At 61.0% G+C, this 24,731-nt stretch carries 25 protein-coding genes; 7 read left to right on the forward strand and 18 right to left on the reverse strand.

Annotated elements, in window-relative coordinates:
* Positions 1–64: 64 nt before the first annotated feature.
* From C5L13_RS13045 to C5L13_RS13055, 3 genes are read left to right on the forward strand one after another with little or no spacing between them, the layout of a single operon-like run.
* Complete coding sequence (locus tag C5L13_RS13045; RefSeq protein WP_105383720.1) at positions 65–736, forward strand: TetR/AcrR family transcriptional regulator; 672 nt, start codon at positions 65–67, stop codon at positions 734–736.
* The gene (locus tag C5L13_RS13050; RefSeq protein WP_105383721.1) at positions 736–1,596 is read left to right on the forward strand and encodes an amidohydrolase family protein; all 861 of its coding nucleotides are present in this window, start codon (positions 736–738) and stop codon (positions 1,594–1,596) included. Before C5L13_RS13045 ends, C5L13_RS13050 begins: the two co-directional genes overlap by 1 nt.
* Positions 1,597–1,626: 30 nt before the next feature.
* A complete protein-coding gene (locus C5L13_RS13055) occupies positions 1,627–2,646 on the forward strand; it encodes a Bug family tripartite tricarboxylate transporter substrate binding protein (RefSeq protein WP_245571250.1) in 1,020 nt (339 codons plus the stop codon).
* Between the two features lie 57 nt (positions 2,647–2,703).
* On the opposite strand, the gene C5L13_RS13060 is transcribed toward C5L13_RS13055, so the two are convergent.
* The 9 genes from C5L13_RS13060 to C5L13_RS13100 all read right to left on the reverse strand — a co-directional run bounded on the left by C5L13_RS13060 (position 2,704) and on the right by C5L13_RS13100 (position 12,445).
* Positions 2,704–3,507, reverse strand: a complete 804-nt coding sequence (locus C5L13_RS13060) for a crotonase/enoyl-CoA hydratase family protein (protein ID WP_105383722.1) — start codon at positions 3,505–3,507, stop codon at positions 2,704–2,706.
* A complete protein-coding gene (locus C5L13_RS13065) occupies positions 3,507–4,364 on the reverse strand; it encodes a hydroxymethylglutaryl-CoA lyase (RefSeq protein WP_105383723.1) in 858 nt (285 codons plus the stop codon). Before C5L13_RS13065 ends, C5L13_RS13060 begins: the two co-directional genes overlap by 1 nt.
* Positions 4,357–6,351 carry an acetyl-CoA carboxylase biotin carboxylase subunit gene (locus tag C5L13_RS13070; RefSeq protein ID WP_105383724.1) on the reverse strand — a complete coding sequence of 665 codons (1,995 nt, stop codon included), beginning with the start codon at positions 6,349–6,351 and terminating at the stop codon, positions 4,357–4,359. Before C5L13_RS13070 ends, C5L13_RS13065 begins: the two co-directional genes overlap by 8 nt.
* A 7-nt stretch (positions 6,352–6,358) precedes the next feature.
* Positions 6,359–7,966 (reverse strand): carboxyl transferase domain-containing protein, encoded by a 1,608-nt coding sequence (locus tag C5L13_RS13075; RefSeq protein ID WP_105383725.1) that lies wholly within the window; start codon positions 7,964–7,966, stop codon positions 6,359–6,361.
* Positions 7,966–9,114, reverse strand: coding sequence for an isovaleryl-CoA dehydrogenase (locus C5L13_RS13080; RefSeq protein ID WP_205836837.1), 1,149 nt, complete (start codon positions 9,112–9,114; stop codon positions 7,966–7,968). The genes C5L13_RS13075 and C5L13_RS13080 overlap by 1 nt, the downstream gene beginning before the upstream one ends.
* Positions 9,115–9,263: 149 nt before the next feature.
* Positions 9,264–9,626: a hypothetical protein gene (locus tag C5L13_RS13085; protein ID WP_158693444.1), complete on the reverse strand. Its 363-nt coding sequence runs from the start codon at positions 9,624–9,626 to the stop codon at positions 9,264–9,266.
* A 96-nt stretch (positions 9,627–9,722) separates the two neighbouring features.
* The gene (locus C5L13_RS13090; RefSeq protein ID WP_105383728.1) at positions 9,723–10,580 is read right to left on the reverse strand and encodes a C40 family peptidase; all 858 of its coding nucleotides are present in this window, start codon (positions 10,578–10,580) and stop codon (positions 9,723–9,725) included.
* Position 10,581: 1 nt separating this feature from the next.
* A complete protein-coding gene (locus C5L13_RS13095) occupies positions 10,582–10,932 on the reverse strand; it encodes a MarR family transcriptional regulator (protein WP_105383729.1) in 351 nt (116 codons plus the stop codon).
* 64 nt (positions 10,933–10,996) lie between these two features.
* Positions 10,997–12,445 (reverse strand): leucyl aminopeptidase family protein, encoded by a 1,449-nt coding sequence (locus C5L13_RS13100; RefSeq protein WP_105383730.1) that lies wholly within the window; start codon positions 12,443–12,445, stop codon positions 10,997–10,999.
* A gap of 140 nt (positions 12,446–12,585) precedes the next feature.
* Here C5L13_RS13100 and C5L13_RS13105 point away from each other — a divergent pair, with 140 nt between their 5' ends.
* Positions 12,586–13,419, forward strand: coding sequence for a tetratricopeptide repeat protein (locus tag C5L13_RS13105; RefSeq protein WP_407070426.1), 834 nt, complete (start codon positions 12,586–12,588; stop codon positions 13,417–13,419).
* 293 nt (positions 13,420–13,712) lie between these two features.
* Here the strand turns inward: C5L13_RS13105 and C5L13_RS13110 are convergent, their stop codons facing one another.
* The 9 genes from C5L13_RS13110 to C5L13_RS13150 all read right to left on the reverse strand — a co-directional run bounded on the left by C5L13_RS13110 (position 13,713) and on the right by C5L13_RS13150 (position 22,604).
* Positions 13,713–14,690 (reverse strand): type II secretion system F family protein, encoded by a 978-nt coding sequence (locus C5L13_RS13110; protein WP_105383732.1) that lies wholly within the window; start codon positions 14,688–14,690, stop codon positions 13,713–13,715.
* A gap of 10 nt (positions 14,691–14,700) precedes the next feature.
* Positions 14,701–15,714, reverse strand: coding sequence for a type II secretion system F family protein (locus C5L13_RS13115; RefSeq protein ID WP_105383733.1), 1,014 nt, complete (start codon positions 15,712–15,714; stop codon positions 14,701–14,703).
* Positions 15,715–15,727: 13 nt separating this feature from the next.
* Positions 15,728–17,215 carry a CpaF family protein gene (locus tag C5L13_RS13120; RefSeq protein WP_105383734.1) on the reverse strand — a complete coding sequence of 496 codons (1,488 nt, stop codon included), beginning with the start codon at positions 17,213–17,215 and terminating at the stop codon, positions 15,728–15,730.
* A gap of 16 nt (positions 17,216–17,231) precedes the next feature.
* Positions 17,232–18,524, reverse strand: coding sequence for an AAA family ATPase (locus tag C5L13_RS13125; protein ID WP_105383735.1), 1,293 nt, complete (start codon positions 18,522–18,524; stop codon positions 17,232–17,234).
* 27 nt (positions 18,525–18,551) lie between these two features.
* Positions 18,552–19,265, reverse strand: coding sequence for a CpaD family pilus assembly protein (locus C5L13_RS13130; RefSeq protein ID WP_105383736.1), 714 nt, complete (start codon positions 19,263–19,265; stop codon positions 18,552–18,554).
* An 8-nt stretch (positions 19,266–19,273) separates the two neighbouring features.
* Positions 19,274–20,830, reverse strand: coding sequence for a type II and III secretion system protein family protein (locus C5L13_RS13135; RefSeq protein WP_205836834.1), 1,557 nt, complete (start codon positions 20,828–20,830; stop codon positions 19,274–19,276).
* Positions 20,831–20,844: 14 nt separating this feature from the next.
* Positions 20,845–21,660 (reverse strand): Flp pilus assembly protein CpaB, encoded by an 816-nt coding sequence (gene cpaB, locus C5L13_RS13140; protein ID WP_105383948.1) that lies wholly within the window; start codon positions 21,658–21,660, stop codon positions 20,845–20,847.
* Between the two features lie 113 nt (positions 21,661–21,773).
* A complete protein-coding gene (locus C5L13_RS13145; RefSeq protein WP_105383949.1) occupies positions 21,774–22,286 on the reverse strand; it encodes an A24 family peptidase in 513 nt (170 codons plus the stop codon).
* 135 nt (positions 22,287–22,421) lie between these two features.
* Positions 22,422–22,604 (reverse strand): Flp family type IVb pilin, encoded by a 183-nt coding sequence (locus C5L13_RS13150; RefSeq protein ID WP_105383738.1) that lies wholly within the window; start codon positions 22,602–22,604, stop codon positions 22,422–22,424.
* A 418-nt stretch (positions 22,605–23,022) separates the two neighbouring features.
* Between C5L13_RS13150 and C5L13_RS13155 the strand changes: the two genes are divergently transcribed.
* The 3 genes from C5L13_RS13155 (at position 23,023) to C5L13_RS13165 (ending at position 24,717) form a co-directional block, all read left to right on the forward strand.
* On the forward strand, positions 23,023–23,418 hold the full coding sequence (locus C5L13_RS13155) for a pilus assembly protein N-terminal domain-containing protein (protein ID WP_105383950.1): 396 nt from the start codon (positions 23,023–23,025) through the stop codon (positions 23,416–23,418).
* 100 nt (positions 23,419–23,518) lie between these two features.
* Positions 23,519–24,124 (forward strand): TadE/TadG family type IV pilus assembly protein, encoded by a 606-nt coding sequence (locus tag C5L13_RS13160; protein WP_105383951.1) that lies wholly within the window; start codon positions 23,519–23,521, stop codon positions 24,122–24,124.
* Positions 24,124–24,717, forward strand: a complete 594-nt coding sequence (locus C5L13_RS13165) for a TadE/TadG family type IV pilus assembly protein (RefSeq protein ID WP_105383739.1) — start codon at positions 24,124–24,126, stop codon at positions 24,715–24,717. The genes C5L13_RS13160 and C5L13_RS13165 overlap by 1 nt, the downstream gene beginning before the upstream one ends.
* Positions 24,718–24,731: the final 14 nt, after the last annotated feature.

The following is a 24,731-nucleotide window of genomic DNA, read 5'->3' on the forward strand; positions in this document are numbered from 1 at the left end:
GCGTTGACATCTGGCTCAATTTGTACAACTGTACAAATTACAAGGTCAATCGACAAAGAGCCAGATGCGCCAGAGTCTGAAAGAGACACTTCTTCGACATGCCGTGACGCTGTTTTCGCAGAGCGGCTACAATGCCGTTTCCCTGCGCGATATCGCCAAGGCGGCCGGCGCCAATGTCGGCAGCCTGACCTATCATTTCGGCTCGAAGGCCAACCTGCTTCGGGAGATCTACGAACTTCACACGAGGCCGATGAATGCCCGCCGCGTCGAATTGCTCGGCGAGGCCCGCCGGATCAGCAATCTCGATGAGCGGCTGATGGCCGTTCTCAGAGCCTATGTCGTACCGGCCTTTATTTCTTCGACCGATGGCGATGGCGGCGGTGCCGAGTTTACCCGGATGCGCGCCGTGCTTTCCGCCGAAGGCAATCCGGACGCCCGCAAAATCATCGCCGACGCCTTCGACGAGACAAGCCGCGTCTTCATCGATGCACTTGCCGAATGCGTGCCGGGCGCATCCGTGGAGGGGCTCATCTGGCGCAGCCAGTTCCTGCTTGGCGCCCTCTATTATGCCCTCGTCAATCCGGAGCGCGTGACGCGTCTTTCCGAAGGGGCCGTGGATGGGGAAGACCGGGAAGCCGCCGTCAACCAGATCGTCGAGGCGAGCTATGCGAGCTTCCGCAGTCTCTCCACCGAACTGGCCGCGTCTGCACCACTGATCATGAAAGGTAATAGCTGATGACCACTGCCTCCCATGCGAGCGAGACGCGGCGCAAGCCGGATTTCACTCTCCCAGCCGGCGGTTGCGATTCCCATTGCCATGTATTCGGTCCTGGAGATGTTTTTCCCTACGCGCCCGATCGCAGCTATACACCCGCTGATGCGCCGAAAGAGGCGCTGGCGGCACTTCATGACCGGCTCGGCGTCGACCGCGCCGTGATCGTGCAGGCGAGCTGCCATGGCACCGACAACCGGGCCATGCTCGATGCGATCGCCTGGCGGCCCGACCGCTATCGCGGCGTGGCCATCGTCGACGGCAGCTTCGACGACAAGGCGTATCAGCAGCTCGACGACGGCGGTGTGCGCGGCGTGCGATTCAATTTCGTCCGCCATCTCGGCGGAGCCCCGGACATGGACGTCTTCAACGGCGTGATCGACCGGATCAAGGGCCGCGGCTGGCATGTCGTCCTGCATCTCGATGCGGCTGACCTCGTGCCGCTTTCCGACATGATCCGTAGCCTGCCGGTGCCCTTCGTGATCGATCACATGGGCCGCGTCGACACAACGCTCGGCACCGGGCAGCCGGCATTCCAGGCACTCCTGGATCTCGCCCGGCGGGAGAACTGCTGGATCAAGGTCAGCGGTTCCGAGCGGATTTCGCGCTTCCCGTTCGATGCGGCGGTGCCGTTCGCTCGGGCGCTCGTGGAAGCGAGCCCCGAGCGGACGCTCTGGGGCACGGACTTTCCGCATCCCAATCTCAAGGAGCCTGTCGACGAGGTCGACCTCGTCGATCTCGTTCCACGCTTCACGACGACCGCGGAGGAACGGCAGCGGCTGCTCGTTGACAACCCCGCGCGGCTTTACGGTTTCGCCGCCTGAGCGGCCTTTCAAAAAGAGGAGGAGGAGAAGATGTATTTTGATATGGCGCGGAAGCCGGAGGGGATGCTCCGGCGTACCGTTCGGGTGATGAAATGGCTGGTGCCTGCCATGGCACTGGCGGCTGCAGCTCCCGCTGGCGTTCAGGCGCAGGCGGACTATCCCTCGCGTGACATTACGCTCGTTCTGCCCTTCGGTCCGGGCGGCATTGCCGACATCACTTCGCGGGTCGTGGCGGATGCGCTGGGCAAGAAGCTCAGCCGGCAGATCGTCATTCTCAACCAGCCGGGTGCAGGCGGCGCTACCGCCGCGCGAGCAGCCCTCAATGCCGAGGCCGATGGCTACACGCTCGCCCTGCTTTCAAACGGGACCGCGATCAGCGTGCCGCTCTTCAAGAACCTGCAATTCGACCCGGTCAAGGATTTCACGCCCGTATCGAGCCTTGCCTATTTCGACTTCGTCTTCGTGACCAAGGCCGGCGGCAAGTTCAAGACGCTCAAGGACGTTCTGGAAGCGGCAAAGGCAAATCCGGGCGACCTGAACGTTGGGACCATCAATGTCGGCAGCAGCCAGAACCTCGCGGCCGAGCTTTTCAAATCGACCTCCGGGATCGATTTCACCATCGTGCCCTACAAGGCGACGCCGGATCTCCTGGTAGCCCTGCTCGGCGACGAGCTGGACGTGATCGTCGACAGCCAGACCGCGCTGAAGGCCGCACTGACACAGGGACAGGCCACTGCCGTCGCTTCCTCCGGTCCGACCCGCTCCAAGCTGCTGCCGGATGTGGCGACCGCTCAGGAACAAGGTGTTGCCGGCTTTGACGTGACGTCCTGGAACGGCGTTTTTGCACCAGCCGGAACGCCTGAAGGAGTGGTGAAGAAGCTCAATGCCGCGCTTGTCGAGGTTCTGGCCGATCCGGCCATCCAGAAGCGTTTTGCCGATCTGGGAGTCGAAGCTCGTTCCAGCACACCTCAGGAGATCGGCGATCGCCTGAAGTCCGATATCGCCAAATGGTCGGCGGTGATCGAGAAAGCCGGCATTCCCAAGCAGTAGGAACGCCACTGGATTGCAAACCACCCGGGTCGTTGCAGACGGCCCGGGTTTCTCTTTTTAAGGCTTCCCGTTCTTTGTCGCCCAAGGCATCGGCTGGCGACTGAGGAAGGCTTCAATTCCGGCGCGTCCTTCGGCAGTTTCCCAACGGTCGGCAAGGAGCGCGATACTATAGGCAACCGGATCTTTGATCGCCTGGCGAGCCAGCGATTTCGCAAGGCTTTTGGCACTTGCTACCGCTCCGGGCGCACATTCGAGGAAGGCCCTGACTTCCTCCCGAACCGCTGCATCGAGGTCATCGGCTGAGCAGGAAACCGAGACGAGCCCGATTTCGCGCGCCGTCTCCGCATCAAAACGACGGGCATTCAGAAACAGGTGGCGGGCATGGCCCTCACCGATGCGCCGGACGACATAAGGGCCGATCGTCGCCGGAATCAGGCCAAGCCGGGTTTCGGTGAGCGCGAACTCTGCGCTCCGGGCGGCGACGACGATGTCGCAGACGGACATCAGGCCGATGCCGCCGCCGAAGGCATTGCCCTGCACTTTCCCGACCAGCGGCTTCGGCAGGTCGTCGAGGGCCTTCAGCATCATCGCGAGCTCTGTCGCGCCCTCGACCTTGCCATTCCGATCCTTCCCCGCCTGATCGCGCATCCACTGAAGATCGCCGCCGGCACAGAAGGTCGGGCCTGAAGCGGCCAGCACAACGACCCGCACCGTGTCGTCGGATGCAAGCTTCGCCGCCGCATCGGCCAGCTCAGCAATCATCAGGGCGTTCATGGCATTGTGTTTTTCCGGCCGGTTCAGCGTGAGCTCAGCGAGCCCGGGGGCATCCCGTCCGATGGTCAGGGTTTCGTAGCCACTCATCAGCGCGCACCTCTCAAACTACGGGCAAAGGCCTCCGCATCTGCCAACCGGCTGGGGTCGATGCGGGTTTCGAAGCCGAGCGCATGGAGATGGTCGACAGTTCTGCCGGTTGCGACATTGCCTTCCGCACCCGGCGCATAGGGACAACCGCCCAGTCCACCGGCCGCCGCGTCGAAGACACGCAGCCCCTTTTCCAGCGACGCCGTGATGTTGTCGACGGCACGGCCGTTGGTGTCGTGGAAATGACCGGCAAGAGCCGCGGCAGGCACACGTTCCAGAACCACATCCAGCATGGCCACAATTCGGCCGGGTGTGCCGGTACCGATCGTATCGCCAAGCGAAATCTCGTAACAACCGAGGTTCAGGAGTTTCTCCGCCACGTCCGCCACCCCGGTGGGAGGCGTCGCCCCATCGTAGGGGCAATCTACTACGCAGGAAATGTAACCACGGACGGGTATGCCATCCTCCCGGGCCTGTTCGATCAGCGGGGCAAATCGCTCGAGGCTTTCGGCGATGCTGCAATTGATATTGTGCTGGCTAAAGCCCTCGGAGGCGGAAGCGAAGACGGCAACCTCGTCCACCTTTGCGGTACATGCGGCTCCGTAACCGCGCAGGTTCGGCGTCAGCACGGTATAGAGCGTACCGGGCTTGCGGGTGATGCCTGCCATGACCTCGGCCCCATCGGCCATCTGCGGCACCCAATCGGCACGGACAAAGCTCGTCACCTCGATCTTCTCAAAACCGCAGGCGGAGAGCATGTCCACCAGCCGGATCTTGTCCGCGACGGGAATGATGCGCTTTTCGTTCTGCAAACCATCGCGCGGACCGACTTCGTGGATGCGGACGAAGTCAGCCATGTTCCGTCTCCGGGAGCGGCTCCAGCATGAGCAGCACGGCGCCTTCCAGTACCTGCTCCCCTTCCGATACCAGCACATCGGCTATCGTGCCATCGCGGGGGGCTGACAGCGTCAATTCCATCTTCATCGCTTCCATGACCGCCAGTGTCTCGCCCTTGACGACAGTGGCACCGGGTGACGTGCGCATCAGCTTCACCTGGCCCGGCATGGGCGCGACAATACGGTCGCCGCCGGCGGCCGCCTCATCCTCGCCGGCGAGGACATCCATCAGGACGAAGTGCCAGCTTTCGCCGTCTCGGAAGATCGTCACATCCCGGGGGCCGCGGACCGCGTGGACCGTGTGGCTTCGGCCATCGGCCTCGACGACATAGGCGGCGCCGGCGTGTGAAACGCGAAGCGTGGAGACCTTGCCATCGACCACGACCTCGTATCCATCCACCTGCCTGGTGGCAAATGAAACCGGCAGACGATGGCCGCGATGCTCGAGCGACACGAAATCGGCGGCTTGCGACCACAGCCGAAAGCCGGAAAGCGCGTCCCAGGGATCATTCGATTTTTTCTGGTCGAGCGCACCGGCCAGTAAAAGAGCCGCCAGCGCGACAACATCGTGCGGAGCCGGATGCATCATCGTCAGCTCGGCAAGATGACGATCGATAAAGCCCGTATCCGGGCTTCCCTCGGCGAAATCCGTCTGTATTGTTAGCCGGCGAAGGAAAGTCGCATTGGTCGTGACGCCCGTGGCGCGGACCTCCGCAAGAGCGGTCGACAGCGCCGACAGCGCGGTAACCCTGTCGGCTCCACGGGTCATGATCTTCGCGATCATCGGGTCGTAGTAGGGCGAGATACGGTCTCCGGCGCGCACGCCGCTGTCGACGCGGGCGAGATGCTCGGGCAGATCGAGATGGGTAAGCCGGCCTGTCGCCGGCAGGAACCCCCGTTCGGCGTCCTCGGCATAAAGCCGCGCCTCAAAGGCCCAGCCATGGATGGAAAGCTCTTCCTGCCGACGAGGCAGGGGTTCCCCAGACGCGATGCGGAGCTGCCATTCGACGAGATCGACGCCGGTGATCGCTTCCGTCACCGGATGCTCCACCTGCAGGCGGGTATTCATCTCCATGAACCAGAAGCGATCAGCCCGAAGGCGTTCGGAAGCGTCGGCGATGAATTCGATGGTACCGGCACCGCAATAGCCGATCGCCTGCGCCGCCCGAACCGCGGCTTGCCCCATCGCCAGACGCATGTCCTCCGGCATGCCGGGTGCCGGCGCTTCCTCGATAACCTTCTGGTGACGGCGCTGCAGGGAGCAGTCGCGCTCGAATAGGTGCACGACATTGCCGTGGTTATCGCCAAACACCTGAATTTCGATGTGACGCGGATGGCTAACGTATTTCTCAATGAGGCATGAGGCGTCGCCGAAGGCCGCCAGCGCCTCACGCTGGGCCGACTCCAACGCTTCCTTGAATGAGGCGGCGTCCTCGACGCGGCGCATCCCCTTGCCACCACCGCCGGCGCGTGCCTTGATGAGCACGGGAAAACCGATCCGCGCCGCTTCGCCCGCAAGGAAATCCGCGTCCTGCTCTGCGCCGTGATAGCCCGGCACGACCGGCACGCCCGCTTTTTCCATCAGCGCCTTGGCGGCGTCCTTCAATCCCATCGCGCGAATGGCATCCGGTGACGGCCCGATGAAACGGATGCCGGCGGCCGAGACTGCTTCAGCAAAGGCGGGGTTCTCCGAAAGGAACCCATAACCCGGATGGATGCCATCGGCGCCAGTGCGCAGGGCCGCGTCGATGATCCGATCGCCGCACAGATAGCTCGCTGCCGCAGGGGACGGCCCTATGTGCAAAGCTTCGTCTGCAAGCGATACATGCAGAGCGTCGCGGTCCGCATCGGAATAGACCGCGACGGTCACGATACCCAGCCGACGGCAGGTGCGGATGATGCGGCAGGCGATCTCGCCGCGATTGGCTATGAGGACTTTCCTGATCATGGCGCCCTCACATGCGGAACACGCCGAAGCGTGTTTCCTCGATCGGCGCGTTGAGCGCGGCGGAGAGACTGAGCGCCAGGATCTGGCGAGTGCTTGCCGGATGAATGACGCCGTCGTCCCAGAGGCGCGCCGAAGCGTAAAGCGGATGGCTCTGCTCTTCGAACTGGTCGAGCACCGGCTTCTTGAAGGCCGCCTCCTCTTCGGCTTCCCACGTCTTGCCGCCGCGCTCGATCGCATCGCGCCGCACGGTCGCCAGCACGCCGGCAGCCTGTGGTCCGCCCATGACCGAGATGCGGCTGTTCGGCCAGGTCCAGAGGAAACGCGGAGAATAGGCGCGGCCGGCCATGCCGTAATTGCCGGCGCCGAAGGAGCCGCCGACAAGGATCGTCACCTTGGGCACCGATGTCGTGGCGACCGCCGTCACCAGCTTGGCGCCATGCTTGGCGATGCCTTCCGCCTCATAGCGCCTTCCGACCATGAAGCCGGTGATATTCTGCAGGAAGACCAGCGGGACTTTTCGCTGCGAGCAGAGTTCGATGAAATGCGCACCCTTCTGGGCGCTTTCGGAAAACAGCACCCCGTTATTGGCTATGATGCCGACCGGAATCCCGAAGATATGCGCAAAGCCGCAGACGAGGGTCGTGCCGAAACGGGCCTTGAATTCGTCGAAACGCGAGCCGTCGACCACGCGGGCAATCACCTCGCGGATATCATAGGGTGTGGCAAGCGACGCCGGCACGATCGCGGCGATTTCTTCGGGGTCGTAGAGCGGATCTTCGGGTTTTTCGAGCACCACAGTGTCCGGCTTGCGGGTGTTGAGGCCGGCAACGGCACGCCGGACCAGTGCGAGGGCATGGGCATCGTCGCGAGCAAGGTGGTCGGCCACGCCGGAGAGCCGGGTGTGGACGTCGCCGCCTCCCAAATCCTCGGCACTCACCTCCTCACCCGTGGCGGCCCTTACCAGTGGCGGACCGGCGAGGAAGATGGTGCCCTGATCCTTGACGATGATCGCCTCGTCCGACATGGCCGGCACATAGGCACCGCCTGCCGTGCAGGAGCCCATCACTGCAGCGATCTGGGCGATCCCCCTCGCGGACATGCGCGCCTGATTATAGAAGATGCGGCCGAAGTGATCCCGATCCGGAAAGACCTCGTCCTGGTTCGGCAGGTTGGCGCCGCCGGAATCGACCAGATAGACGCAAGGGAGACTGTTCTCCTCGGCGATCTCCTGGGCGCGCAGATGCTTCTTCACCGTCATCGGGTAATAGGTGCCGCCCTTTACGGTGGCATCGTTGGCGACCACCATCACCTCCCGGCCCTCGACCCGGCCGATGCCGGTGACGATGCCGGCGGACGGACTTGCGCCGCCGTAAAGCCCGTGCGCGGCCGTCGCTCCGATTTCGAGAAAAGGCGAGCCGTGATCGAGAAGACGCGCGATGCGTTCGCGTGGAAGCAGCTTGCCGCGCTTCACATGCCGGGCTCGCGCCTCCTCGCCGCCGCCCGCTTCGGCACGCGAAACGGCCGCCTGAACCTCGGCGATCTTCATCTCCATGGCGGCCCGGTTGGCCTCGGCCGTCTCGCTCCTCAGATTCACCTGCGAACGAAGGACTGCCATCAGGCCGTTTCCCTGAAAAGTTCGCGGCCGATCAGCATGCGGCGGATTTCCGAGGTTCCGGCACCGATCTCCATCAGCTTGGCATCGCGCAGCAGCCGACCGGTCGGGTTGTCGTTGATATAACCGTTGCCACCGAGGATCTGAATGGCCTGCAGCGCCTGCTGGGTTGCCTGTTCGGATGCATAAAGGCAGCAGGCTGCGGCGTCCTGCCGCGTCACCGCGCCGCGATCGCAGGCGGCTGCGACCGCATAGACATAGGCGCGGGCGGAATTCATGGCCGTGTACATATCGGCCACCTTCGCCTGGATCAGTTGGAATTCGCCGATCGGCTGGCCGAACTGTTTCCGCTCATGCACATAGGGCATGACCACGTCGAGGCAGGCATGCATGATGCCGATGCCGATGCCGGCGAGAACGACGCGCTCGTAATCGAGCCCGGACATCAGCACACGCACGCCGCCGCCTTCAGTGCCCATGACGTTTTCGGCCGGCACTTCGCAATCCTGGAAAACCAGCTCGCAGGTGTTGGAGCCGCGCATACCGAGCTTGTCGAGCTTTTGAGCGGTCGAAAAGCCTTCGAAGCCCTTCTCGATCAGGAAAGTGGTGATACCTTTCGGACCGGCCACCGGATCGGTCTTCGCATAGACCACCAGCACGTCGGCGTCCGGCCCGTTGGTGATCCACATCTTGCTGCCGTTGAGCACAAAGCGATCGCCGCGTTTTTCCGCGCGCAGCTTCATCGAGACCACGTCGGAGCCGGCGCCGGGTTCCGACATGGCAAGCGCCCCGACATGTTCCCCCGAACACAGCTTCGGAAGATAACGGGCCTTCTGTTCCGCGCTGCCGTTGCGGTTGATCTGGTTGACGCAGAGATTGGAATGCGCACCGTAGCTCAGCGACGTCGAGGCGGAGGCGCGAGCCAGTTCCTCGACTGCGACAACATGGGCGAGATAACCAAGTCCCGAGCCGCCGAAATCCGGATCGGCGGTGATGCCGAGCAGGCCGAGCGTGCCCAGTTCGGGCCAGAGATCGCGGGCAAATTCGTTGCTGCGATCGATTTCATCGGCGCGGGGCGCCAGCTTTTCCTGCGCGAAGCGATGAACGGTCCCGCGCACGGCCTCGACCTCCTCGCCGAGAGCGAAATCCATACTTGAGTGGAACACCTTGTCTCCTCCCGGTGTGCCAAGATTTTTATCTATCAGAAAGTTGTGGGGCAGCCGCGAGGGATCGTCAATGACCCAAACAGAGATCGCAAGATCCGGTCGTTTCCGGAAAGCCCTTTGAAAAAAGATTGCCTTTATTTCGGCAGATGATGCGGGTTCAGCCCCGGTACCCACTGGGTATTCGGCATCCGGGTGCCGGTATAGGTGATGCCGCTTTCGGTTTCACACCGATAGACACGCGTGGGCATGCTGTCGCCGTAGAGGATGTCGAAACGGCCGCGCGGGCGGTAGACATCCTCGATATCCGTGGTGCAGCTATAGGCCTGCTTCTGGACGCGTTCCTCTTCCGGCACGACGCCTGGAAGATCCCGGAAATAGGTGCCGGACGAAAAATCCAAACCCTTGCGCTCGGCCGCGAACACGTCGACGGGCGCAAACGCGGCGATGATGAGCGCCACGAGCATCACAGCGGGCAATATCCATGCACTCTTAAACATCACTCAACTCCTCACTCGCGAACGCAGCGAGTTGCTTCCAAGATATGGACGACCAAGCGCCCATTCCATGGACCGAGGCCCACATTTGCGTGATCATCAGCCGATTTCCAACCGGCGATAACCCGTCGGTTGCTGATAGAGCCAGCCGATGCGTCGGACTGCCGCTTCGAAATTTTCGCGCGCGACGCTCATTGTGTGGCCATTGGCGTGGAGAAGCGTCTCCTCGTTTTCCATGATGCCCACATGGCCTTTCCAGAAAACGAGGTCGCCGCGACAAAGTTCCTCGCGCGAGATGGCGACACCGATCGCGGCCTGCATGTCGGAATCACGAGGGACGGTCCTGCCGGCCATCATCAGCGCGAGCTGGACCAGAGCGGAACAATCCAGCCCGAAGCCCGAACGACCGCCCCAGAGATAGGGTGTTTCGATAAATTTCTCGGCGACCGCCACATAGTCGTCCCCCATGGCCTCGGCCATGGGAAGGCAATGGCTGGCGATCACCGCGCCACCGCCCGACAAGAGACAATAGCGCGTGCCGCGGGTTTCCGCCTCGCCGACAACCATGACACGGCTGCCCATGGAGAGAGCCGTCATCGGAGGCTTGCGAAGTTCGGGCTCCGGATAAACGAAGGTGCGTTGAACTGCGATGCGATGCGTCGCCTCCTCCGGTTCGCCCAGCATCGTCTCCGGCAGATAACCGACATAGCCATCCTGATCCGCCTGGATCCAGGCAAAGCCACCGGCGCGATCGAAGACCCGGACGGTCTCTCCAAAGAGAAGCTCCGTATCCATGCCGAGGGCGAGATCGGGCGACGGCCGCAATTGGGCGGCCGGCACGATGACCTGGGCCGGCTCGCCACGCACGAAGTTTTCCGCCTCGACGCTGCCCTTCAGCAACTCATCGGCCAGGTCGGGGCGAAAGGCATGCAGGCGTCTGTCGAGCAGCTTCGTCATTTCACATTCCCGGTCGGCGGGCTTCCCGAATGATCAGGTCGCCCATTTTTTCAAGAAACAAGGCGCCGGCGACCGTGCGCTTGATGATCACGTTCCGGCGGTCGCGTTCATCACGTTCGCGGTCTACCAAGCCCATGCCACCCATCGTGTCCAATGCGCGGGTAATCACCGGTTTGGATACGTCGAGCGTGGCCGCCAGTCCCCTTACCGTGTGGGGCGGCGGCACCAGATAAATATGCAGCAGGATCGATATCTGGCGCAACGTCAGATCCCGCCCGTCATGCCGTACCTGCTCCAGCGAGACCCGGTGCCACAAGCCTAATGCTTGCGTGGCCGTCAGTTCCAGCGTCATGATGACCCTCGGCTCAAAATCCCGCAGATTTTAGGCCGAAGGTCTTACTTGTTTGTTTCGGCGCTCACTTTGCTGCCACGTCGCGAACGACCCGGTAGAGTGCACGGATTGCAAAGGCCTCGCCGCCGACCGGCGCATGGGGTTTATCGGCCAGCACCCAGGCATAGATATCAAAATGCGCCCAGCTCTTGGTGGCCGTTACAAAGCGTTTCAGGAAAAGCGCTGCGGTAATCGCACCCGCCATGCCACCGGATGGCGAATTGGTGATGTCGGCGGCGCGGGCGCGGATATCCTTGTCGTAGCCCATCCAGAGCGGCAGCCGCCACATGGGATCGGCCTCCGTCTTTGCGGCTTCCGCGAGTTTTGCCGAAAGGGCCTCATCGTCCGTGAAATAGGGCGCGAGCTCCGTCCCGAGGGCGACACGCGCCGCGCCGGTGAGAGTGGACATATCGATCATCAGGTCCGGCGGGTTTTCGTCCGCATAGGCGAGCGCGTCGGCCAGGACCAGACGGCCTTCGGCATCGGTATTGTCGATCTGCACGGTAATGCCCTTGCGGCTCCGGTAGATATCGCCGGGGCGGAAGGCGTTGCCCGAAATGGAGTTTTCGACCGCCGGCACCAGGACCTGAAGATCGACTTTCAGTCCGGCATCCATGACCATCAGGGCTAGGCCCATGACATTTGCCGCACCACCCATATCCTTCTTCATCAGCGCCATGTTGGCGGCGCCCTTGATATCGAGACCGCCGGTATCGAAGCAGACGCCTTTGCCGACCAGCGTCACGCGCGGATGCCCCTGCTCGCCCCAGCGCAATTCGAGAAGTCGCGGTGGAGACACACTGGCGCGACCGACGGTGTGGATCAGCGGGAAATTTTCTTCCAGCAAATCCTCGCCGACGATCGAGGTAACGGTCGCGCCGTAATAGTCGCCGAGAGCGCGGAAGGCGGTCTCCAGTTCGATCGGGCCCATCTCGTTGGTCGGAGTGTTGACGAGGTCGCGGGCAAGAAAGACGGCGGCAAGCTGGCGTTCGATATCGGCGGCATCGTCTACGGAAAGCCGTACATCCTTCGACCCTTCAGACTTGTAACGGGTGAAGCTATAGGAGCCGAGACCGTAACCCAACGCGAATTGTTTGGGCGCAACGGAGGCTGCCTCAATCCGCCAGTCACCGGATGGCAGGAGTTTCGATAGCTTACCTCCGATGAACGGCGCCTCCAACGGATCACTTCCAAGACCGAAAATGGCGCTACCCACGTCGCCGTTTTCATCTGGAACCAACAGAAACGCGCCGGCCTCGGCTTTAAAACCCGAAGCCTTCGCCCATGCGAGTGCCTTAGAATCAAGTATGCCTGCCTTGGGGATAAACTTTGGAGCCCCCTCCTCGAGGGTGAAGGGAAAGCTTTTAATTCTGCCCTCATCAAGCTCCGCAGGCGTCACGGCGTAAACGGGCTTCGTTGCAGCACCTTTGGCGCTGAAGACGGCGGGGCGCTCGATATATTGGAACGGCGTCATGGGTGGCCTTTGCAAAGGGCTGGAATCATTCATCTTAACGGTCTGTTAGGGTTAACAGTTTATTGCTGGAGTGAAAATGCGCCACATGCCGCCGTGCGAGAAAAGCTCGACAGCGGCGACGACCGACGAGACGCCTGATGATTGCTTCTGCCGCCCTGACGCCTCGCAAGAACCGCCTCGTCCAGACGACCGCGATCGCCCTTCTGACGCTCGCCGTCGCCGGTTGCGCCAGCACGAAAAAGGATCCGGAGACAACCGGCTCGATCCCGAAAATCTCCACCGCTTCGCTCGAGGGCATGGACACGGCCGGGCTTTCGGCCACCGAGCGATCGATAGGGGCTGCCTATGTGCGCGACCCGAAAAACAGGGATGTCGGCCTGAAATACGCGACCGTGCTCGGGATGACCGGCAAGTCGGCGCAGGCGCTTGCGGTGATGCAGCAGGTGGCGATTGCCCATCCTGCCGATCGCGAAGTCCTTGCAGCCTACGGCAAGGCGCAGGCCGCCGCCGGCCAGCTCGAACAGGCGCTGGCAACGATCAACCGTGCCCAGACGCCGGACCATCCGGATTGGCGGCTCTATTCCGCCGAAGGTGCCGTCCTGGACCAGATGGGCCGCTCAGACGAAGCCCGGAAGAAATATCGCATGGCGCTCGACGCGCAACCAAACGAACCGAGCGTGATCTCCAATCTCGGCATGTCCTATGTCCTGTCCGGCGACCTTCGCACGGCCGAAACCTATATGCGCAACGCCGCCGCCCAGCCCAGTTCCGACAGCCGGGTGCGCCAGAACCTCGCGCTCGTGGTCGGCCTGCAAGGGCGCTTCGCGGAAGCGGAAGGGATCGCCCGCAAGGAACTCTCGCAGCAGCAGGCGGATGCCAACGTCACGTACCTGCGCTCGATGCTGTCGCAGCAGAACTCGTGGAGCAAGCTTGCCGACAAGGGCGGCAAGGCAAAACCGAACAACACGAATTGATGAGACCGTCTCTCGACGCACAAGGCCAGCGCTGAGCTGGCCTTTTTGCATTTCTGGGGGCGATTGTTGCTCGCGCTAGACGAAACGTGAGACCACGGTGATGATACCGCCGATCAGCACGAGATTGATGCAAAGTCTTGCCAGCATTGTCGTATCCTCCACTTGCCATAGCACCGGCCTTTGAGGGACCAAGTGCTTGATTACATGGAGAGGTTAGCGAGGCACCGCTGAATGGCTCCTGAAGCTGAAATTCAGGAAATGTTCACACCAGCGCGACCGGGATGCGGAAGTCGTCAGAACTTGTCAGCGACCTGGATGCCGGCAGGGCCTAGAATCACCGCTATGAGGACCGGCAGGAAGAACAGGATCATCGGCACGGTGAGTTTCGGCGGCAGGGCAGCCGCCTTCTTTTCCGCTTCGTTCATGCGCTCGTCACGGCCTTCCTGGGCAAGCACCCGTAGCGCCTGGGCGATCGGCGTACCGTAACGTTCCGCCTGGATGAGCGCCTGGGTCACCGCCTTCACGCCGTCGAGCTGCGTGCGGATACCGAGATTTTCCAGCGCGGTGCGACGGTCCTGCAAGAAAGACAGCTCTGCTGTCGTCAATACCATCTCTTCCGCCAGAGGCGGCGACTGCTGCGCCATCTCCTCTGCGACACGGCGCATCGCCGCCTCCATCGAAATCCCCGATTCGACGCAGATCAGCATCAGGTCCAGCGCATCCGGCCAGGCGCGTTTGATGGATGCCTGACGCTTGTTCACCAGATTGGTGACATAGATATTAGGCGCATAAAAACCGATATAGGCGACGACGATTGCCGCCAGCATGCGGATCGGGAGCGGCCGGGACGCAAGGTTGCCGAGAACGAAAATCCACACGACCGCAGCGGCGAGAAAGGCAAAAGGCAGCAGGAACCGCGCCACCAGAAACATATTGAGGGCGTTTTGCGAGCGAAGGCCTGCGGCACGAAGCTTGTTGACCGTGTTGTCGTCGACGAGTGCCTTGCGGAGGTTGAAACGCTCGACGATCTGGCGGACGGACTGGTTGTTCTGCGCGCGCAGGGAGGTCTTGGAATTTTCAGAGTTTATGCGCGCGCGTTCACGTGCCCTGATCTGATCGCGCTCGGTGGAGACCGCCTTCATGCGTTTGTCGAGGTCCCCCTTTTCGAGAAAGGGCGCCGCCAACGTATACAGTGTTGCGAAGACCGCTACGGCAACCAGGAGCGCCAGCAGCGTGGCCGGATCCGTGAATGTCGCCGCGAGTTCCTTCACCTCACCCTCCTCAAATATCGAAGTTGATCATGTTGCGCATGACGAAGATGCCGATCGACATCCAGAAACCCGAGATCAGAAGGATCAGGTGACCCCGCGGATCGGTGAAGATAATCGCGATGTACTCGGGCGAGGTGAGATAGACGAGGAGTGTCACGATAAAGGGCAAGGCTCCGATGATCGCGGCAGAAGCCTTCGCTTCCATGGACAGCGCACTCACCTTCGCCTTCATCTTCTTGCGGTCACGCAAGACCCTCGAGAGGTTGCCGAGTGCTTCGGACAGATTGCCGCCCGCCTGGCCCTGGATAGTGATGACGATCGAAAAGAAATTCACCTCCGGCAGGGGCATGGTCAGCATCATCCGGGCACAGGCTTCCGGAACGCTCAGGCCAACCTGCTGTGATTCCACCACGCGGCGAAACTCGGTCTTCACCGGCTCCTGTCCGTCAGAAGCAATCAGGCGCAGGGAGTCGTTGAGGGGCAAGCCGGACTTGATCGAGCGCACCATCACGTCGAGCGCATTCGGAAACTCTTCCAGAAACTTCTTCTGGCGACGCTTCACCAGGAAACCGATCACCCAGCGCGGCAGACCGATGGCGCCGACGAATGCCGCGCCAAGAACTGCGAGCAACGGCAGCCCGGCAATCAAGGTGACCAGAAAAATGAAGATGCCGAACAATACGCTGAACAGATAAAAGCGGCCCATCGTGAGCGAAAGACCGGTCTGGGAAAGCTTGGACTTCAAGCTCCCGTCGCCCATCTTCCTGCTTTTCTCTTCCTGTTTCTTTTCCAGATCCTTCAGCGAATCCTGCACCGACTTGCGGCGCTTGGAAAGTTCCTGCACCCGGTCCCTTGCGGCCTTCGCCCGCGCCAGATCCGTTTCAGCGGATTTAACCCGGTTAAGCCGGGTGTCAGCCTTCTTTTCCACCTCCATGCGGGAGAACAGCAGCGCATAGCATATCCCCGCCGCGGCAACTGCCACGAGCGCGATGATCGCCACCACCGTGATATCCAGCCCAAACATGGAGGTAGTCTCCTTAGTCCTTCACCCGCTCCATGGCATCGAGAGCCGCGGAGAGACGCTTTTCCTCGTTGTAGTATCGGGCGCGATCCCAGAAATGCGGCTTCCCGATGCCGGTGGACATGTGCCGGCCGATCAGCCGCCCGTTGGCATCCTCGCCGTCGATTTCGTAGCGCATCAGATCCTGGGTGACGATCACGTCGCCTTCCATGCCGATCACCTCGGTGATCTGCGTGATGCGGCGCGAACCGTCGCGCAGACGGGCCGCCTGGATGACGACGTCGATCGAACCCGTGATGATCTCGCGTACCGTCTTGGCCGGCAGTGAATAACCGCCCATGGCGATCATCGATTCCATACGGCTCAGGCATTCACGCGGGGTATTGGCGTGGATGGTGCCCATCGAGCCGTCATGGCCGGTGTTCATCGCCTGCAACAGGTCGAAAACTTCTGGACCACGCACTTCGCCGACGATGATGCGTTCCGGACGCATACGCAGGCAGTTCTTGACGAGATCGCGCATGGTGATCTCGCCCTCGCCTTCGATATTCGGCGGACGCGTTTCCAGACGCACGACATGCGGCTGCTGCAGTTGCAGTTCGGCGGTGTCCTCGCAGGTGATTACACGTTCATCGGCGTCGATATAACGCGTCAGGCAGTTGAGCAGCGTCGTCTTGCCCGAACCGGTACCGCCGGAAATAACCACGTTGCAACGAACGCGGCCGATGATCTGCAGGAGAACGGCACCCTCGGGGGTGATGGCTCCGAATTTCACGAGCTGGTCGAGATTGAGCTTGTCCTTTTTGAACTTGCGGATCGTCAGCGCCGGGCCGTCGATGGCCAGCGGCGGCGCGATGACGTTGACGCGCGAGCCGTCGGGCAGGCGCGCGTCGCAGATGGGTGAGGATTCATCGACGCGACGCCCGACCTGACTGACGATGCGCTGGCAGATCGAGAGGAGCTGGCCATTGTCGCGGAAACGGATTTCGGACTCGATCGTCTTGCCGCCGACTTCGATGAAGGTCTGACCGGCGCCGTTGACCATGATGTCTGCGATGTCGTCACGGGCCAGCAGCGGTTCCAGCGGGCCATAACCCAGAACATCGTTGCAGATATCCTCGAGCAGTTCCTCCTGCTCGGAAATCGACATCGCGAAATTCTTGATCGTGATGATATCGTTGACGATGTCGCGGATTTCCTCACGCGCGCTTTCGGCATCGAGCTTGGCGAGCTGGGAAAGGTCGATCGTATCGATAAGCGCGGAGAAGACCTGGCTCTTTGTATCGTAATACAGTTCGGTGCGGGCTTGCCGTTTGCGGACAGGTTGCGGCGCAAGCGGCGGCGGGACCGGCTGACGCGGGGCGGCCATATCGCGAGCGGGCTCGGCGAGAACTTCCGGGGCCGCCTGTCTTGCAGCCAGCGTAGCGGCGGGGACGGCCGCCGGCGGTGGCGCAAGCCCTGCCGCGCCCTTCCCAGATCCCTCGTTTCCGCGCTTGCCAAACATTCCGGTTTCCTAACGTCTAAGCCTTCTTGCGCCCAAGCATGTCGAGCACCTTCCCCAGACCACCCTTTTTCGCCTTCTTCACCGCGACGCGACCGGTGACGATATGGGCGATCTGGGAGAATGTTTCCGCAGCTGGCGACTTTGCATCGATCTCCGAGATCATGCGGCCGCTGTTGGCTGCGTTGCCGAAGAGCTGAACATCGAAGGGCAGGATCGCGATCGGCTCGATCTCCAGCGGCTCGATGAAGTCGGCAGGCGCGATTTCGGGACGCTTCGGCATGCCTACCTGATTGAGGATGATATGCGGCGGGCGATCGTTCGGCCGAAGCTTCTTCAGCGCGTCGATCATGTTCTTGGTGTTGCGAAGGTTCGCGAGATCGGGAACGGCGCAGATCACCACCTCGTCCACCTCGCAGAGCACCGCACGTGTCCATTCCGTCCAACCATGCGGAAGATCCAGGACGGCGACCGGCGCGCTGCGCTGTAGGAGCTCGATGATGGGCGTAAAGGCACCGCGTTCGAAATCATACGCCCGGTCGAGCAGCGACGGCGCGGCAAGAAGCGACAGGTGCTCCGAGCACTTGGTCAGCAGGCGATCGAGGAATACCTCGTCCAGCCGTTCCGGCGCAAAAACCGCTTCCGCAATACCTTGAGCGGGATCCTGGTCGAAGTCGATATTGGCCGTGCCGAATGGGAGGTCGAGATCGGCGAGGATAGTCTCGGTCGAAAACAGGCTCGAAATGCCGAAGGCACAGTTGTGCGCGATGGTGGACGAGCCCACGCCGCCCTTCGCGCCGATGAAAGCGATGGATTTCCCGAGCGGCTCGGCCTCCGGGTCGACGAAGATCGTCGAAACGGAAGCCAGCATATCGGACATCTGCACCGGCCCGACCAGATATTCGGAGATGCCGTTGCGGATCAGCTCCCGGTAAAGAGAGATATCGTTGTAACGTCCGACGATGATGACCTTCGTGGAGGGATCGCAGACTTCCGCAAGCGGCGTCAGCTCTTCAAGAAGGTTCTTCGGCTCGGCCTCCGTCTCGAGAATGATCAGGTTCGGCGTTGGCGCGGAAGCAAACATGTTCGCTGCGGCGCCGGTGCTGCCGACCGTCACGCGAAGATTGACCTTGGACATGCGGCGATCCCGCCCCATGCGGTCCATCATCCGCTGCATGGCCTCGCTCTCGCAGAATGCATGAATCGAGATGCGCGGCAGCGGACGCAGTGCGTCCATATCCGCAGGACGCTCGGCGTCATCGAAATGTTCGTCTTCGCCGGACGCACGAATCTCGTAGCTGATCGGGCTCATCTTCTTCTCCGCTTCCTGGCCATCCGCTCAATCATCGCTGGACTCGCCGCGGTAGTCGCTGATGACCTTTGCTCGCTGCGTGGCGTCGATCGGCGTCATCCCGCGCGGCGCGATAAGATCGGTCGGGTTGGCGATCTGGGCTGCAAGATTGTTCTGGCTCGCACAGCCGAAATTGTACCAGTTCCTGTTGCCGAACGTGTTGTCGGAGAGATCGGCGGGCCATTCTCCACAGGGGCTCGTCATCGCTTTGGTCGTCACGTAGGTGAGCCGGATCGGCGCAGCATCACCGCTTGGAGAAGCAGCATAGCTGCTCATCAGTATCCTATCGGTCCTGACCCCATTGGTCGTCAGGGTCCGGCGGATATCTCCCACCAGACGCTGGGCCGCTCCGGAATTATAGGAACCATGAGGAACCTGGATCTGAACGACGCCTGCCGGCGACGAGGCAAAACTCTGGGCGAAGCCCTTTACCGTGTCCTTCATGCCGATGGACAGCCGCACATCGCCCGAGGCGACCGGGATATCGAGCGTATGTTCGCCTTCTGCCAGCACAATGGGGTGCCGGGTCCGGTAGTCATCGGGAATGGAGCCGGTGGTAAGCTGGCTGTTGCCGCAACCCGACAAAAGAAGTGCCGATGCCACGAGCATCGCAGCTGAGGCGATGGTGTATCGGGAAGACGTGGCGGCGCCCTTGCTCATGGCATTCTGTCCTTCGGCGGCGGTGTTTACTTGCGTTTCCATGGCCAGGGTCACTTGTAGATGAAGCCGACCGCGCCGTGATACTGGCCGGTCGCGACCGGTTCCTTGCGGCCGTAGATCTTGTTCACGCGATTCAGGAAGAAGGTGGCGGCGTCGTTTTCCGGATTGAAATTGTCATCCGGGCGCGCGATCTCGTTGCGGGCGACAGGCCGGACGAGATAAGGCGTCGCGATGATGACGAGTTCGGTCTCGTTGCGGACGAAATCCTTGCTGCGGAAGAGGGTGCCCAGGACCGGCACTTTGGAAATTCCGGGAAGGCCGGACATGGCCTGCCGGATATTGTCCTGCACCAGGCCGGCGATCACGATCGAACCACCGGAAGGAAGCTCAACCGTGGTGGACGCCTCGCGTTTGCGGATCGACATGTAGGTGTTGCCCTGGATACGGAGCGAACTTCCGTTGCCGGTGGTGGCCGAACCCTCGTAGGTAGGCTCAGAGACGTTGGTCTCGATATTCAGGCTGATGCGCCCTGGGGACAGAACGACCGGCTTAAAGTTCAATTCTATACCGTAATCGACCGAATTGGTGGTTCGGGTGACCGTTGGCGCGCCGGTTTCTTCGTCAACCCCAACCTCTTGCTCCGCAGGCAACCGAAATTCGCCGCCGACGTAAAATTTCGCCTGCTGGCCGGAGATCGCCGTCAGGCTTGGTTCGGCCAGGGTCCGCATGACGCCTGCCTGCTCCATGGCATTCATGTAGGTGGCCAGCCCGACATTGCCGATCGACCCAGCTAGGGTTCCCATGCCGAAGGTGTTGATCGCATTGCCAAGGTTGGAGGGGTTGGAAAAGCCAATAGAACCATCCGGCCCCGAAACCGAACCGTTAAAGCCCAGTTGCTTCAGCACCTGGCGACTGACCTCTGCGACGGTGACCTTCAACGTCACCTGATCCTCGCCCTCGATAGTCAGTAGGTTGACGATCTGCGACTGCTGGCGGTCTTCCGCAAAGATATCGCCGGTGCCGCCATCGCTACCCTCGACCGTAATACTGCGGGTCGTTGCTTCGCCGCCTTTCAGGAAGGCCTTGGTTAGCTTTTCCGCCTGCGCGGAATCCTGTGGTGTCCGTACGGTCCCAGATAAGACAACGTTATCGGAGATGATTTCCACCTTGATGTCGGATTCCGGCAGGAACCTGCGAAGATTCAACTGAAGACCGGAGATGTCGCGTTCGATCTCGACATCCAGGCTGACGATTTCCTCGCCATGTGATCCGAATACGAAAATATTGGTCTGACCGACCATTTTGCCGAAGAGATAGATGCGACGCGAGGTGCGGGTCACGGCATCGGCCATGGTGGGATCGGCGACAAGGATGTCGTGGGCATCCGCCGGCAGATCGACGACGATGGCCTTGTTGAGGCCGAGCTCCAACCGCTTTCGGACTCCCGGTCCGCCTTCTGTGATGCGAATCACGCTGGCATCGGCAGCCACAGCTTCGGCAGAGGCGAAGTTAATGGGTGCAACAGTGACCGGAACGCCGGAAAAGGCGAGGCAAAAGGCTATCGCCGCCGCTACCGAGCTACGAATCTTCCGCTTCAGGATGCTCACTTGATCCGCTCCGTTCATTGCGCTGGCGCCTGCGTCGCGGCTGTGCTTTTGACGATCGAGCCCGATTTGATGACCTGTATATCCGCCTTGCGGTCCCGTCCGTGAAGCAGGTAGTCGGCGACCGCCGTATCAGCTTCCTGGGAATCGGCGACCGAGCGCAGGGCAAGAGTGAGCCGCTCCGCCATCTGCTGGGAAACCGCGATGACCTGGGCCTGGTCCGGCGTCAGTTCGAGCGTCGCTGTGGTACCGACAACCGCCTTCTTGCCGTCCTCTGTTTCCTGGATCTGCTGGTCGATTGCGAGCACGCGGATATTGCTCAGGATGTTTTCCGTAATGTAGCGGCCGTCATCCTTGTTTTCCCGCACCATGATAATGTCGACGCGGTCGTTCGGAAGTACGAAGCCGCCTGCGCCGGTGGAGACCGAGATTTCGGTCGCCACGGCCCGTTTGCCCGCGGGCAGAAGCGACGACATGACCCGGCTGGATGAATCTGCCACTTTCTCTGCGCGAAGCGGCTCACCCTTGAACATGGGCATGCGCACTACCGCGCCCTGAAGTTCGGTGATCGCATTGGGCCGTTTGTCGGCGGTGATGAAGCCATCCACCACGCCATCTTTCGGCCATGGGAGCCATTCCATCGCCTTCGCGTTCAGGCGGCTGCCGACCGGCAGATTTTCAGCGGAAACGAGAACCTTCACCGTGGGTTCGCGCTTGATCACGGTCTCGACAAGTTCGGGACCCTTATCGCCCGCCAGCCGCACGGCCAGCAGGCCTGCCAGACCTGCGGCCACTACGGCGACCGCGAGTATGATGATACGGGTGGGCTTCATGGTCATTCCTTGGGAACTCTACTTCCCCGGAAGAATGGCCGTGAATGGTGTAATTATGGTTAATGAGACGCTTACAATTTAGGTTAACAATATGTTTCCGTCGCCAGACGGCATTACTGAAAAGTCTTGATCGCCAGGGAATATATCGGAGCCTGCTCGAATGTCAGGAAACCACCAATCGCAATCGCGATGCCATAGGGGATCTTTCTGGCCGTAACCAGGGAGGCCGGCAGGGGAATCCCCATGGCCATGACGGAGTTTGCCTGAGACCGGAGAAGAAGGAACAACAAGGTCACTGCCCCGCCCACGTAGCCTACGGCGACAAGGAACACTAACAGAGAGTGATTGAAGCCGAACCAGACGGCCGCGGCCGTCAGCAGTTTCGCATCTCCGCCACCCATGACATTCATGGCAAACAGGGCAAAACAAACGCCGAAGACGGCGAGGCCCGCCATGATGTTGATGCCTATTTCCGACCAGGCCAAGCCAGACAGCGGCGCAAGAACGAGAAAGCACGCGAGAAGCGCAGCCGAGATCCAGTTCGGGATCGTCATCGTAAAGAGGTCGCTAACGGCAGCAAGAGCTAACCCCAGCGGCAGGACGACCAGGACCAGTATTGCTATGATCAGACTTATCATGCATCTGCCCTCTGGCGATGGAATGGCCCGGATTGTATGGCCACCGCATTCGATAAAGTGATAAAGCCGCCCGTCGGCGGCTTTACAAAAAGCCCTGAGAATAATGCCCCGGAGCAATCTAGATTACATGTCTTTTTCAGCCTGCTCCATCTTGTCGGAGATGGCGGTGAAAGTATTTTCCAGCGAATTGCCGAGCGTCGTAGCACCAGCGATCAGAGCAACGGAAATAAGGGCGGCGATGAGACCATACTCGATGGCGGTTGCGCCGGACTCATCCTTCAGAAAACGAGCGAAAATCTTGGACATGGGACTCTCCTACTCCACAACTTGTTGTTCAGCACTTCCCGACAACTGTTTTCCGTTGTTCGGATGGCAGCAATCTACAGAGCGACGATTGCCAAGCACTTAAGGAAGAGCGTTATCAATTCGTTAATGGAAGGTTGCCGGAAGGAATGGTAAATGAAGAGACCAGCAACAAGATAGTATTTGAACAATATTCGGTGACGCTGGAGACCACTAATATTCCCTATCGCGCAACGCCTTAACGGCATTGTCGCACCGGCAGTGAGACGCGCAGGCGCCAAACGTATCGGCGGGCGATGAGGTTAATATCGGATAAAAAGGCCAGTCGTTGTGCCGTTTAACCGTTCGTTCACCAATCGCATCCATCCTTGAGCGATACAACCGCATCCAAAGGCTGCCCACAATGCTGTTCCGTCGCGTCATGGTCCGACTCGCCGCCGTCTGCGGCCTCGCCTTTGTGGCGGCTACGGGAAATGTGCTGGCTCAGGAGGACGGCGATCTTTTGCGCGTCTTCATGAATCACGCTCGCGTATTGCGGCTCGACCGGCCGGTGAGCAAGGTCATTGTCGGCAACTCCAATGTGGCGGACGCCACCGTTGCGGATTCCACGACCATCGTGGTCACGGGCCGCAGCTTCGGGACGACCAATCTCGTACTTCTGGATGCGGAAGGAAACGCGATCGCAGACGAACGCGTTCTTGTCTCCATCGACGAGGGAAATACCGTTCGCGTCTTCCGCCAGACCGAACGCTCGATCCTCTCCTGCACGCCCAACTGCGAGCAGCATGCCGAGTTCAAGACCGACGGGGCGCCCTGATCAGGCACAATCCATTAAACTCGCGCCGTTTGCCGCAACGGAATCTCAATAATCGGCCCGTACGATTCCGAAGCTCGAAAGCGGGCTGTGGGCGGGAATGATGATCCAGGATCATGACGAGATGGGAGAGGTCGCGCCGGCGAGACGCGGAGGTGCGCTCGGCCGGATATTCAGGTCGCGAGACGGTGCGGCGGCCATAGAGTTCGCAATGTTGGCGATCCCCTATTTCATGATCGTCTTTGCGATCCTGGAAACCTTCATTGCCTACACGGGCGAACAGCTTGTCGCCAATGCCGTCGATACGATGGCGCGCAAGCTCAGGACCGGAAACATCACCGCCTCCAACACCGATCGGACCGCATTCCGGCGAACCTTCTGCAACGAAGTTTCGATCATGATCAAATGCAGCGAGGAGGAAATAGCGACCCCCGACAAGCTGTGGCTGGACGTCCGCAGTTTTCCGAGCTTTGCCGACATACCGGGAAATGTGCCGCTCAATTCGTCGCAGGATCTGGATACGTCTTCGGTAAACAACTATACGCCGGGCGCCCAGAAGACGATCAACATGGTGCGCGCCTATTACCGCTGGGATGTCGTTACAGATCTGCTTCGGCCTTACATCACCAACGTTCGGCCCTCCGGGGGCCGCCCGAACTATTTCCTGATCGTGGAAACGGCCACATTCCGAAATGAGGATTACCCGTGATGGAAGCGCAAGATCCGCATCCGCAACGGCGTTCCGGAACCTTCCTGGCTCGCCTCAGGCGTCTGGCCGTCGACCGACGCGGCGCAGGTGCTGTCGAATTCGCGCTGATTGCGCCGCTTCTCCTCAGTCTCTACATCACATCCTTCGAGATTACGCTTGGTCTCAGCGTCTCCAAACGGGTGACCCGCAGCGCCGGCACGATCGCGGACCTCGTGACGCGAGAGACAAGCGTCAACAAGGTCCTCCTCACAACGATGGAGGACGTCACAAACAGCCTTTTCGCGCCATACGCGCCTAACGCGCTGAGCATCCGCGTCACCGGCGTGGCGCTGGACGCAACCGGCAATCCCACGGTTGCCTGGTCCTGGGACGACACCGATGCTCGCCCCTATGCGGTCGGTGCGGTGGTCGATGTCCCGACGGAGATGCGCATACCCAATTCTTTCCTGATACATTCGGAGGTCTCCGTTTCCCACGACCTTCTGATGTTCATGTCGGGTCTGATGCCGTCCGAGCTCAAGACAATCACCATCGCCCGGGATTACTTCTACCGTCAGAGAATCGGAAACAGTATCTCCTGTCCGGATTGCTGAGGCGCCTCATCCAT

The sequence above is a fragment of the Neorhizobium alkalisoli genome (genome assembly GCF_002968635.1).
Taxonomy (GTDB): domain Bacteria; phylum Pseudomonadota; class Alphaproteobacteria; order Rhizobiales; family Rhizobiaceae; genus Neorhizobium; species Neorhizobium alkalisoli.